General features: G+C 70.3%; 6 protein-coding genes. All 6 read left to right on the top strand.

Features of this window, described 5'->3' with window-relative positions:
• Positions 1–344: 344 nt before the first annotated feature.
• The 6 genes from C1708_RS04795 to C1708_RS04770 are packed head-to-tail and all read left to right on the top strand — an operon-like array spanning position 345 to position 13,248.
• Positions 345–2,405, top strand: coding sequence for a hypothetical protein (locus tag C1708_RS04795; RefSeq protein ID WP_106411470.1), 2,061 nt, complete (start codon positions 345–347; stop codon positions 2,403–2,405).
• On the top strand, positions 2,402–3,394 hold the full coding sequence (locus tag C1708_RS04790; protein ID WP_106411469.1) for a hypothetical protein: 993 nt from the start codon (positions 2,402–2,404) through the stop codon (positions 3,392–3,394). The genes C1708_RS04795 and C1708_RS04790 overlap by 4 nt, the downstream gene beginning before the upstream one ends.
• A 2-nt stretch (positions 3,395–3,396) precedes the next feature.
• The gene (locus tag C1708_RS04785) at positions 3,397–8,856 is read left to right on the top strand and encodes a DEAD/DEAH box helicase (protein ID WP_241911155.1); all 5,460 of its coding nucleotides are present in this window, start codon (positions 3,397–3,399) and stop codon (positions 8,854–8,856) included.
• Positions 8,856–10,598, top strand: coding sequence for a hypothetical protein (locus C1708_RS04780; protein ID WP_106411468.1), 1,743 nt, complete (start codon positions 8,856–8,858; stop codon positions 10,596–10,598). The genes C1708_RS04785 and C1708_RS04780 overlap by 1 nt, the downstream gene beginning before the upstream one ends.
• Positions 10,595–11,491 (top strand): hypothetical protein, encoded by an 897-nt coding sequence (locus tag C1708_RS04775; RefSeq protein WP_133169050.1) that lies wholly within the window; start codon positions 10,595–10,597, stop codon positions 11,489–11,491. Before C1708_RS04780 ends, C1708_RS04775 begins: the two co-directional genes overlap by 4 nt.
• Positions 11,488–13,248, top strand: coding sequence for an Hsp70 family protein (locus tag C1708_RS04770; RefSeq protein WP_106411466.1), 1,761 nt, complete (start codon positions 11,488–11,490; stop codon positions 13,246–13,248). The genes C1708_RS04775 and C1708_RS04770 overlap by 4 nt, the downstream gene beginning before the upstream one ends.
• Positions 13,249–13,346 lie beyond the last annotated feature (98 nt).

The following is a 13,346-nucleotide window of genomic DNA, read 5'->3' as shown; positions in this document are numbered from 1 at the left end:
CGGATAATCTTCGGTTGTAGGTTGCATTGATTGATGTGCCGGGGGTGTCGCGGTGGGGTCGCGATTTCCGTGGATTCATCGCTCTTGGTGAAGCTCTGGCCAGTCTTTCGGGTGGTCGTGCGATTGCTGCAAGGGATGCTTGTGGAAGCGGTGGGGGGAGGACAAGTGGGACCCTCCGTGAGGTGTGTGCCGCCGGCTTACGCCGGGCGGCGCCCGTGGAGGGCTGCGCCCGAGAAGGCGTTCGGTAGCGGCCCGCCGAGCGGCGGGTCCAGAATGACGCGGAAGACCGTTCCGTGCCGGGGATTTCACGAAGAGGGCACCGGAACATCTCTTTTGGGGACAGAGTGGACCATTCTTATCAGGCGTGGCAGGACGCGCTGGCCGAGGAGTTCTTCGGGCGGCAGCATGCCGGCCACCCGACGCTGTTCTACGTCGACGACGACGTGGAGCAGGAGCTCAGGAACGGGTACGGCATGGAGGAGCCCCTCGCTCAATGCGTGGGCAAGTTCCTGCGATTGGAGACCGCGGAACCGTACAGTGCGCTGGAGGACTACCGCTGGCGCAGGCGGCAGCAGGACAAGGACGGCGTGCCCGCCTTTCTGCCGCTGCTGGCCTGTTCGGTGATCGCCGCGTCCCGGATGGTGAACGACAGCAACCACCGGGCCACCGCCTACCACGCCCGCTTCTCCGAGCTGTTGACCGGCGACGGGAAGCGACTGGGCAGCCATCACTACGAGCCACTGTCCCGCATGTGGCAGGTGCTGGCCTCCTGGCAGCACAGCCAGCGGGGCGCGCGGGGCCTGTGCACCCTCCCCGCCCCCGCCGACCTGCCTTCCAACCGGAGCATGATCGGATTCGCCCAGTCACAGGCGCTCCTCAGCGGCGCGGACCGGTCCTTCCTGCCGAAGTTCTTCCGGTCACTGCGGGAGCACGGTACGACCTGGCCTCTGCCGGGGGAGACGCTGCTAGCCCAGATCGAGATCCGGGGGATGGAACGGCACTTCTCCAAGAACTTCCGCAACGCGCTGCAGGAGGAGGATTTCCGTCCCTTCCTCGCCAAACTGATCGGCAACTATGCAGCCTCCTGGGACGGTTCGGACGAGCTGGTGCCCACCGGTGTCACCCGGGCCGAACTCCTGGTGCGGCTGGACGCGGGGCGTCTCGGCTGGGTGGCGCGCCTGCGGGCCCCAGAGCGGAAGGGGCGCATCGAGCTCAAGGGCGGCGTCGTCCTCGAACAGCTCGGCGACACCGCCTACTACGAGGTGACGGGCCTGCCCGCCCCGAGCGCGCACACCCTCACCAGGAGCATCCGCCGCGACGGGGACGGCCTGGTGCTCAGCCGCCCTGCCTCTCCCGTTCTGGTGCTTGCCCGGGACGACGTGCTCGGCGTCTGGGCCGGCACTGACGGTTTCCGCCCGGGGGAGGCACACGTGGTGCTCGCCGCCCCGACCGCGCAGCGGGACGTACAGCGGTTGCTGGACAAGGCCGCCACCACCGGCCGGAGCGCCGACACCGGCAAGCTGGCCTGGGTGCCGCAGGGCTGGTCCCTGCACAAGCCCGTCACCTTCGACGACGCGGTCACCCTGCGCCGGGCGCTGAAGGAGGTCCAGGGCGCGGTCGGCCTCCTGCAGCCCCCAGCTCAGTTCAAGCTCCGCCTCGAAGGCGGCCTGAAGCTCGCGCCCTCGCTCAATCCTGACCTCTACCTGCGAGGAGGCGAGCCTCAGGTGGTCCTTCCGGACATTACGGAGAGCACGGGCACTCTCCTGGTCGACGGGAGGGAGCGGCCTGAGCTCAGGAAGGCGATCGCCGCGGGCCGCCCCGTCCCATTGGCCGTACTCCGCCTGGAACCCGGCCCCCACACGGTGAGCTGTGCGGGCGCGGAGATCGGTTTCACCACCGCGGACCGGGCCGTCATCGAGCCGAAGACGACCAGGGTCTGCGGCTTCACCGTCATGAACGGCAAGGCCTCGGCAACACCCTCCCTCCTGGACGAGCAGACCCTGCCGACCGGTATCACCGGCGCCGACTGCACGAGCACCCCCACCCGGGACGCGGCAGCCGTCATGGAGCTGTGCCGCCGGGACGCGGACGAGGTGCTGTTCGCGGCGGTCGACGGACGACTGTGGACGCTGCAGGCCCCGGAACAACCGGACTGGTGGACCGAACGCCTCCCCGACACCCCCGCCCCGCTCCGCTTCGAGGCCGGCTTCCACGGCATCGGCGGCTGGCTCCTGGAGCGCCGGAGCGGACGCTGGAAGGGCCGCCCGGTGAACCCCGGAACACCGGAACCGAAGAAAGCCGTTAACCCGCGGGCCTGGGCCCGCGCCGTCCTCAACGCCCAGCAGGCGTCCGACGAACCCTCCTGGGCCGCGTACGTGCAGGTGGCGAAGGAGCTGGACCGATGACGGGACCGATGAGCAGCACCGAGTTCGGCGGGATCCTCCTGCGCTGGCTGAGCGAGAGCCGCAGCGGCAGGGCGTCCGCACTGCGCGACGGGATCCGCGGCCAGGCCCGGACATGGGGCCTGGAGCTGAAGGAGTACGCCGACTGGGACTGGACGCGCAAAGCCGCCGCCCTCGGCTTCATCGACGTGGACCTGCGGGCCGACCGCTGGTCGGTGGCCCCGCCGGTACTGACCCAACTGCCCCACGCCGACGGCCTCGCGCTGCTGACCGGCGCGCGCACCGCGCGGATCAGCGCGCGTGTCGAGGAGGCCGCACAGGAGTGGATGGAGCTGATCACCGTCCCCCACCGGCCGGAGACCGGCGAGGCGCCGCTGCCCGACACACTCCTGTTCCAGTACGAAGACCTGCAAAACCTCCAGGAAGCCGCGGAGTACCTCAGAGTCCGTTACGTCCCGTGCGCCGCCCTGCAATTGATGGAGCTGCTTCCGCAGGCGACGCCGGGCCCCGAGTCCGCACCACCCGGCGGGAACACCGCCAACACACTGGAGAAGTACGAGCTGCGCCTCCAGCGGTTCGTCCCCGTGGCGAGGGACGACGAGGACGGCCTGTACCGGTGGCGCGGAGCCGACTACGCACGCCTGACCCGTATCCGCCGCAACGGCGTCTTCCACACGGTGGACCGCGAGACGGGCGTCTACCTGGAGCTCGCCCGCCACCGCATCGGCGCGATGCGCTGGCGGCCGGAAGCCGGCCAGGGCCGGGTCGGCGTCGGCCGACTCTTCGTCGACCGGTACGCGCCCCTGCCCGCCCTGCACGAACGCGCGGCCGTCCTGTGCAGCGGCTTCCCGCCCTCGGTGGGCAAGCAGGCGCAGACCCGCGCGTACGACAACGTGCCGAGGGCGCTCGCCGAGGCGATCGCGGCCTCACTGCAGCAGAAACTGGAGACCATGGCGCGACCGGTGGCGGCCGCCGGCGGGAGGACCGAGTGAGCGTGGAACAGCAGACGGCGGCGGTGACGGACACCGATGTCCAGGACGTCATGGGCACGTTCGACGATCTGCGCAGCGCACTCTTCCGCTACTACGACACCCCGTTCAGCGTCGACGACCGTTCCGTCATGGAGGAACGGCGCAGCCTCCTCGACCGGGACAACGGAGCCTGGCGCGACCCGCTGATCGAGTTGCGCCCGCAGTACGCCTCCCAGGGCGTCGGCATCGCGGAGTCCTTCGCCGAGGCAGGGGCGCACCCCGACGCGGCCGAGTTCGCCCGCTTCACCCTCCCCGACGGCGTCTCCAGCCTCTACCAGCACCAGCACGACGCCCTGGCCGCCGCCTGTGCGGGCAAGGACTTCGTGGTCACCGCGGGCACCGGTTCCGGTAAGACGGAGTCCTTCCTGCTGCCGGTCCTCGCCGACCTGGTCGCCGAGTCCGCCCACTGGCAGGGCACCCGTGCGGTGCAGCCGGAATGGTGGCAGGGCGACGGCGACCACGTGCCCAGCCGGCAGGGCGAGCACGGGCACCCCGCCGCCGTGCGCGTGCTGATCCTCTACCCCACCAACGCCCTCGCCGACGACCAGCTGGTCCGGCTCCGGAAGTCGCTGGACAGCCGCGAGGCCCACGCGTGGCTGGACCGCAAGCGCAACGGACACCGCTTCTACTTCGGCCGCTACACCGGGGCCACCCCCGTCTCCGGCAGCCGCGACTCCCGGCCGGCGCACTTCCGCCTCCGGCAGTACCTGCGGGAGGTCCAGGAGCGGCAGCGCAAGGCCGACGAGAAGCTCGGCGAGGAGCTGCGGCCCTTCATCCCACGCCTCGGCGGAGCGGAGATGCACGCCCGCTGGGACATGCAGGCCGCGCCGCCGGACATCATGGTCACCAACTACTCGATGCTGAACATCATGCTGCTCCGCAAGCAGGAGGAGCACATCTTCGGTGCCACGAGGAAGTGGCTGGAGGAAACCCCCGGCGCCCGCCTCACCCTGATCCTCGACGAGCTCCACATGTACCGCGGCACGGCCGGCACCGAGGTGGCCTACCTGCTGCGCAACCTCCGCCACCGCCTCGGCCTGGACAAGAACCCCGAGAAGCTGCGCGTGCTCGCCGCCTCCGCCTCCCTGGAGGCCGGCCGGGACGACGACTTCCTCGACGGGTTCTTCGCCCTGCCCCGCTCCCGGCGCGTGATCATCCCCGGAAAGGCGAAGGAGATCCGCGGCGGGGGAGACCTGGCCGCCCACACCGCGCGCCTCGCACAGGCCGCGAGGAACCCCGTCACCCAGGACGAGGCTGCCGCCCTCGCCCGGGAGACCGGCCTCGGCCCGGCACTCCAGCACGCCCTCACCCCCGGCGGCAGGCCCCGCGCCCTGCCCGCTCCCGAACTGGCGAAGAACCTCTTCCCGGACGCCCCCGAGGAACAGCGCCAGGACGCGCTGCACGGCGCCCTGCGCGTACTCGGCTCCGCCCAGGACCCCGAACTCCCCCAGCTCCGCGCCCACTTCTTCTTCCGGAACATCGAGGGCATCTGGGCCTGCTCCGACCCGAACTGCCCCCACGTCCCCGTGCAGCACGGTCCCGAGCGCCGGATCGGCCGGCTCTTCGCCGAACCCACCTCCCGCTGCACCTGCGGCGCCCGCGTCCTGGAACTCCTCTCCTGCCAGGCCTGCGGCGACCTCATGCTCGGCGGGTACGCCAGCCCCAAGGACACCCGGCGCCGCAGGTTCACCGGCGCCCTCCACACCGACTTCCCGGACCTCGACCTGCTCCCCGACGAGGCCAGCGGCGCGCCCACGGCGGCGAACTACGTCGTGTACTGGCCGCGCACCAAGGGCCTCGGCCTCGATGACCCCGGCTGGTACGCGGGCCTGTCCGACGGTGGACCGCAGGTCGAGTTCGCGTTCCGCCGCAGCGCCTACCAGCCCGCCACCGGCCGTCTGGAGAACCGGGACGTCCAGCACACCGGATGGTCGTTCCACATCTCCGTGCCCCTGGACAAGGAGAGCAAGAAGCCGGCCCACGACCCGGCCCGGCTCCAGGCCTTCCCCACCCGCTGCCCCGCCTGCGGCGACGACTGGGAGATCAAGCACGACAGGGACGGCCGTTTCATCCCGCTGGAGTCCCCCGACCGGCTGCGCAACGCGCCGGTCCGGCGGATGCGCACCGGTTTCTACAAGATCAACCAGGTGCTGGTGACCGAGGCCCTCGGCCACCTCCCCGACGGCCGGCGCAAGGCGATCGCCTTCTCCGACAGCCGTGACGACGCCTCCGAACTCGCCAGCGGTCTCGCCCTGCGCCACTACCAGGACCTCCTCCGCCTGCTCAGCGCCAAGGCCGTCGAGACCCAGGGGGATCCGTTCGGAGACCTCCGGTTGGTGAAGGCCCACTACGCCGGGGAATCCGCCGACCGTACGGGTGCCCGTGCCGCCATGGAACGGCTGCGGGACCGCGACCCGGCGGACTGGGGGCGCCTGAAGGCGATCCTCGCCGACGACCTCGACGCGGAACCGGAACTCCTGCCCGACCTGGAACGGAAGTTCTCCGAACTGCCCTCGCTGGACGACCTCGCCTCCGACCTCGAAGGCATGCTGCTGACGTACGGCACCAACCCCGCCGGTCCCGCGGCCTCGCTCCAGCAGACCTCGGCCGGACAGCCCTGGACCGCGCTCTACCACTGGGAGCGGGACCGGGAGGCGGTGGTGGACACCCAGGCACAGGAGGAACTGCTCCACCGCCTCCGCTCCCGCCTCCGCCTGGAGACCATCGGAAGCCTCTTCTCGAGCGGCGGCCGTGACTTCGAGTCGCTCGGACTCGGCTGGCTCTGCCTGCGCGACGACCGCTCGCCCCTGGACATCGGCCCGGACAGCGACCAGGCCGTGGCGCGTGCCAGCCTGCGCATCCTCGGCCTGATGCGGCGCTTCACCCGGATACGTGGCTCCCTGCAGAGGCCGCCCGCTCCTCTGAAGCGTTTCTGGAAGCAGGTCGCCGAACGCCAGGGCACCGATGTGCGGACGATCGAGGACCGGGTGCTCGGCGTCTGGAGGGACGCCGTGGTCGACTACGTCATCAAGCCGGAGAAGGTGGCGCTCCGCCCCGGTGAGAACAAGACCTGGACATGCCCTTCCTGCCACCGGCCGCACCTCCACCCGGGCGCGGGACTGTGCACCAAGTGCCTGACTCCGCTGCCTGCCGTGCCCCAGCAGTACAGCGGAGTCCTCGAGGACGACTACTACGCGTGGAAGGCCGCCCACCGCACCGGTGACTTCCCCCTGCGCACCGCGGAACTGACCGGTCAGACGGACCGGTTGGAGGCCCAGCGACGGCAGAGCCTGTTCCAGGACGTCTTCCTCGGCGACGACGACATCCCGCAGGCGGACGGCCTGGAACTGCTCTCCGTGACCACGACCATGGAGGCCGGTGTCGACATCGGCCCGCTCAACACCGTGATCATGGCCAACATGCCGCCCACCCGCTTCAACTACCAGCAGCGGGTGGGGCGTGCGGGCCGGCGCAACAGCCCGGTCGCCGTGGCCCTCACCGTCTGCCGCGGCCGCAGTCACGACGAGCACTACTTCGCGCGCCCGGAAGCCATCACCAACGACCCCACTCCGCCGCCCTACCTGGTCCTCGGCATGGTCTCCGTCTTCCGGCGGGTCCTGCTGGGAGAGGTCCTGCGCCAGGCCTTCACACTCCTGCAGCCGGAGGACCGCCGGAAGGGGCCGGACATGACGAGCAACGTCCACGGACAATTCGGCCTCGCCGCCGACTGGCCGGTGCACCGCGGCGCCGTCCGCCGCTGGATCGCCGAGCACCCGGACCGCGTCAGAGCCGCTGCCACCGCACTCCAGACCGGAACGCCGGAGAGCATCGCCGCCGTCGACCCGGTGGCCGCCGTCGACGAACTCCTCGACCAGGTCGACGAGGTGGCAGTCCGGACGGTCGGCCACCCCGACCTCAGCCAGCGTCTGGCGGAGGCGGGTCTCCTGCCCATGTTCGGCTTCCCGACCCGCTCCCGCCTCCTCTACCGGAGCATCCCGCAGAAGACCTTCCCCTGGCCGCCGGCCGACTCCGTCAACCGCGACCTGGCCGTCGCCCTCAGCAAGTTCGCACCGGGCAGCGAAACCCCGCAGGACGGCCGTCTGCTCCGCTCCAACGGGGTGGTCTCCCTCGTCCCGAGCGGTCGCGGCGTGCACGCCGCCGAGGACCCGTTCGGACCGGAGCAGTTGGTCGCCATGTGCCGGATCTGCTCCCACGTGGACCCGCAGGCCGCCGTCGACCCGGAGACCGGCAGCGCCGGCACCTGCCCCGCCTGCGGAGCGGAGAGCAAGTACTACAAGGCCGTTCCCTTCCGGGAGCCCGCGGGCTTCCGGGCCGCCCGCGAAGCACGGGACTACGACGGCTACCGGGAACTCGGCTCCAACGCCACCAGCGCACGGACCGCCACCGACCTGGAGAAGACCGCCCCGCGCATCCCCCGCGCCGCCGACGACTGGATGGTCGTCCACACCGGCAGCGGCGACCGCTACATCGTCAACACCAACGCTGGGAAACTCTTCCGGTTCACCAAGAACACCGGCCCGTGGCGCGGATACCTCGCTCTGGACAATCCCAGGGCGGAGGCCGACCTGGAGATCGCCCTCGGAGCCACCCAGCACACCGACATGCTCTTCATCGGAGCCAAGGACGCCCTCGACACGAGCCGGGTCCTGCGCTTCGACATCTCGAGGTCCCAGCAGATCGACGGCTTCCCCGAGGCCTACCACGGCCGGCGCGCGGCCTGGTACTCGCTGGCGGCCCTGCTGCGCCGTGCCGCCGCCCCGCACCTGGACGTGCAGCCGGAGGAACTCCTCAGCGGCATCCACGGCTCGGACGCCCCGGTGGCCGCCCCCGTCATGGCCTACCTGGCGGACAGCCTCGACAACGGAGCGGGCTTCAGCACCCACCTCGGCTCGGAGGAACACATCGAGGAGTTCCTCCAGGCGGTCGACCGGTACGTGCACGACCTGGAGGCCGACCACCACGCGCGGAACTGCCGCAGCTCCTGCTACGCCTGCCTGCGCGACTACTCCAACATGCGCCTCCACCCGCTGTACGACTGGCGGCTCGCCCGCGACCTGAACGACGCCCTGCGCGGCCGGACACTGCGGATCGACCCGGAGGAACACGCGGTCCTGCTCAAGGGCTGGGCGGAAGAGGAGCCCAACGTCACCCTGAAGGAGACCACCGCCGGACCGGTGGCGCTCTTCACCTCGGACTTCACCGGCGAGCCCGTCGCGGTCGCCGTCAAGCATCCGCTGGAGTCCGCCACCGAGGAGTGCGGGAACGAACGGCTCCGGGCACTGCGCCATGAGGTCCGTGCCGGAGGCCTCGCCGACAGGATCGCCTTCGCCGACTCCTACGGCCTGGACCGGACCCCTGCCGCGGTGATCGAGCAGGTGCACACCTTCGCGGAGGAGCTCTGATGACAGCAGGAATCCCGCTGGGAGCGGGTCAGGACGAGCAGGCCCATAGGGAGGAGCTGCTGCAACGCGAGATCGCCCGCCGCCTAGCCCTCCGCCAGGCCCGTGTCCAGGGCCAGCCCTCTGAGGAAGCCTCGCAGGTCGCGGAAGCCACCGGCGGCCCTGCTCCGGTAGTTCCGCCGCAGAAGCAGCCAGAGCTTGAACCGGCCATGCCCCAGCCGGTTCCGGAAGGATTTACCGACCGGGAGACCTGGGAACGAGCCCGCTCCTTCGCCGAAATCGTGCTGCCCGACGCGTTGAAGGCGGAGACCGGGACGCTTTCCGCGCAGAAGCTGGCGCAGGCCGCGGCCGGTGCGGCGTCCCGGCAGGGCGACCCGGTCGAGGGCGTCTCCCTGCTCGTCATGGCACAGGACCACGGGCTTGACGTCCTCGACGGCCGGCTCGACGACCGCGCCCGCGCCCTGTTGGAGGACAAGCCCCTGCCGCTCCTGGGGGAGCCGGGCAGCATGTGGCAGATCTACCAGGACGACCGCCGCCTGATGGAGATCAACCTGCCGGCCCCCCGGCAGAGGGCGCTCCTGGCGAAGCTTCCCCGGCCGCTCCTCGACGACTACATCGACGAGGAGTGGATCGGCGCGGTCCCCGAACGCGACGACACCTCCCGTGCCGCCTACTTCCGCGCCCGTCTGGACCCGGCGTCCCTCACCGACGAGGAGATGGACCTGCTGGCCTGGACCCTGGAACGGGAACGCCGGGAGGCCGGCCCGGGAGCCGAGCCCGGCCGTGACTGGCCGCAGGACTGGCGCCTGCTGGTGAGGCTGCAGGCCCACGACGCCAAGGCCGTCGACGAGGAGTGGTCCGACCTCCTGCCGCCGACGCGGAAGCTCCTAGACGCGCTGCGCGAGGTGCGGCGGACCGGAGAGGTCCCGGACGACCTCCTCGCCGACGAGCGGCTGTGGGTCCTCCTGGAGCGGATCCACCCCGGCGTGCGCAGCGCGCACAACAAGAGGTTCAACGGCTGGATCGGCGTGCGGGCCTTGATCAGGGCCGTGCGGCAGATGCACCGCGCACTCCTCCACGGAGACGACGAGACGGCGGGGCAGCGGAGGAGGGCGGCGCTCACCTTGGCCGAAAGGCTCCGGCACCACTCGCAGCCGGTGCGCTGGGAAGCCCGGAACGTCCAGGCCTACCTGCGCGCCGACCAGGAGGCCGCGGAGTCCCTCGGGCTCCTGGAGCAGGATGCCGAAGGCCGTCCCCCGGTGAGGGACCAGCTCGGCGGAGGCGCCGTGGCCATGCTGCGGAAGAACCGGAGCTTCCTGGAGGACCGATCTCACGGGGAACGCGACCAGCCACTCAACCCCTATCTGGTGCTCGGCGTGCCGGACGGGGCGAACGTCTGGAAGAAGGCCTGGCGAGCTTTGCGAAAGGAGCTTGACGACGGCGGCCGTGTCCAGATCAACCGTGCCAAGGACATGATCGAGAAAGCCGAGCGCGAACGGCAAGAAGTACTCAGGTTCGCCGTCCCGCTCGTCCCGCACCGCTGGGAGGATCCCACCGGCACGAGCCACCAGCTGGAACTCCCGCCCGAGCCTCTGCCAAGGCTCACCGAGCCCCCCACGGACAGTGACCGCGCGTGGTCCCGCACCGAGGCGGCCCGGGAAATAATCACCAGGGCGACAGAACGCCTTTCCCCGGCTGCCGAAGACACCGCAGCCCTTGAAGACCCAGAGAGCAGCACATCGTGAGCAACGGAGCCGGTAAAGGCGACAGTGGTTCTGGCCACCGTGACGGATCCCGGCAGAACCAGGAACATGAATCGACGGATGGGAGTGTACGGAGCCTTGGCGAAGCCAGGGCTGCGGAGAGAAAGCCGTGGAGGCACGTCGACAGTGGCATTCCCGAACTCGCTCCCGGGACTCTGGACGCGGCCGCGATCCTGAAGTCGGTCAACGAAACGCTTCTGCCCGTGGTGGAGAAGGAGCTGGAGGTGGCGACGGGTAAGCTGGGTGCCGCTCTGGCCGACAAGGAAACCGGAGCCGATCTGGTCGCTGCCTTCCGCACCGAGCTGATGCGCCGAGTGCTTCCCCAGTTCACCGAAGCCGTGCGCAAGGGTGTACTGGAAAGTATCCGCACACGCCAGATGCACCTGGCTCAGCTGGCCGTTCTGCACAGGCAGGCGCTGGACGCCAAGACCCTGCAGGTAGTGCTGACCCGTCTGGAGGACGAGACGGCGAAGGCCGGCCTGCGAGTTGTCGGCGATACCGGTGATCAGTCGCTGTTCAACGTCGTGGAAGACCAGCCCGGTGTGATGAAGAAGGGCCCGGTCACCTTCGAACTCATCGCACCCGCCTATATCGACAAGGAGTCCGGGAAGCTTGTCGAACGCGGTTGGCTGCGGGCCGTTGCCAAGGTGCCACCCCGGGAAATGACGCCTGGGCAAAGGCGTAGAGCCACCCATGACAAGGCGCGGAGGAAGCAGCCGGAGAAGAAGGCTCCTGTCCAGCAGAGGAAGAGTCATCACCGGGGGCAAGAACCCGAGAAGCAGCAGAACAGAAGCAGCGAGCAGCCAACCGGCGGGGCGCGTCCCCACCGTGGAGGCAAGGGGGACCGCCCGATGAAGCAAAGGGGAACGCGATGACCTTCGGCATCGACTTCGGTACCAGCAACTCCGTGGTGGCCCACTGGAACGGGCATACCGTTGAGGTGCTGCCGGTTGACGGCGACAACGTGCCCGCCCAGTGGCGGATGTCGGAGTTCGAGCAGCTCTTCCCCTCCGTGCTGTCCGTCCGCGACCTCCAGCGCACCCTCTGCTTCGGCTGGGAGGCGAAGACCGGCACCAGCGAACCGCTCGACGCCGTGAAGCGCATGCTCGGCACCCGCTCCGGTGCCGAGAGGGACGGCGACGTCGACGGCCTCGAGATCGCGGCACAGCTCGAGGAACACCACGCCTGGGTCGGCTCGGAGAAGTTCCACAGCACCGTCGCGGCCGCATCCCTCTTCAGCCGCATGAAGGAAGGCGTCTCCGCTCAGCTGCTCGACCTCTCCGACGCGGTCGTCACCGTCCCCGCCAAGGCCACGGGCGGCGCTCGCTACCGCACTCGCGCCGCGGCGGCGCTCGGCGGAGTGCGGGTCCGGGCCCTGCTCAACGAGCCCACCGCGGCTGCGATCTCGTACGCCCACGACGTCCCGATCCCCGGCCGTTTCCTCGTCTTCGACTGGGGCGGCGGCACTATCGACGTCACCGTCCTGGAATACGACGACGGCCTTTTCGAGGAGCAGACCTCCCGCGGCATCACCGCCCTTGGAGGCCTGGAATTCGACAACGCGCTGGCCCAGCTGATCCAACAGAAGATCGGGCTGACCGCGGACCGGCTCACCAAGGCCGAACGACGCCGGTGGCGCCGGTCGGTCGAGCTGACGAAGATCGCCCTGTCGTCCGTGCCGATGGACGGCGCGCTCTTTTTCGACCTCCCGGTCGGCCTCGCCCCCTCGGTCTCGAAGCGCGAGGTCAGGATCACCGCGGCCGAGTACACCGAGGCGATCGGCCCGCTCATCACCCGCGCCCTGGAGCCGGTCCGGCAGGCGCTGGAGGACCTGGCCATCGTCCCGGACGACATCGACTCCGTCCTGATGATCGGCGGCACCTCGCAGATCCCTCAGGTGCGTCACGCCCTGGGCGAGCTCCTCGGCCACGACCGCATCGTCGACAGCAGCCTGTGCCGGCCCATGACCGCCGTCGCCCGGGGCGCGGCCATCTACGCGGCCTCTCTCGACGGCGAACTCGGCGACGACAGCGACTTCTCGCTGGTGACCAGCTACGACCTGGGCACGGCCGTGAGCGCGGGCGAACAGAAGGGTTTCCGCGCCATCATCCGGCGCAACGCCACACTCCCCGCGGAGGGATCGGCCAACTTCTACCCGGACACGCCAGGTGCCTCCTTCGTGCGCGTGCCGGTGATCGAGGGCGAGGTCGGCCACCCGGCCGACAGTGACCGCGCCTTCCCTCTGGCCAACATCGAGGTGAGACTCCCGACCCGCGAGCAGGACACCCGCCGGAACAGGATCGAGATCAAGTTCCGCTACAACGAGAGCGGCATCCTGCGCTTCACCGCCACCCACGCGGGGACCGGCGTGGTGCTCGCCGAGCGTGAGATCGACTCCTTCGGCCCCGACGGCACCCCCTTGCAGCACGGCCTCGACGACGAGCTGACCCGCCTTCTGGCCCATACCGTCCGCCCGTTCGCCGACGGATCCTCCCACGTCCGGCACCTCTCGGCGGCCGAGACGGCCGACGCCCGCCCCGCACCGATCGACATGTCCGTGCGCGTGGTGGAGGCCGACCCCGCGGTGACGGTCAACGGCGAGCCGCAGGGAGTCGTGACCAGGGGCCTCTGATCCGGTCACAGCAGTCGCCCTCCCCGGATGCTGACGCGCACGGGACGGACCGCACGCGGAAGGCCCTCCGCGTCCGAGCGACGGACGCGGAGGGCCTC

The sequence above is a fragment of the Streptomyces sp. DH-12 genome (assembly GCF_002899455.1).
In the GTDB taxonomy this organism is placed as follows: domain Bacteria; phylum Actinomycetota; class Actinomycetes; order Streptomycetales; family Streptomycetaceae; genus Streptomyces.
Note: the sequence above shows the minus strand (reverse complement) of the source record. Positions and strands in the feature narration are given on the sequence as shown.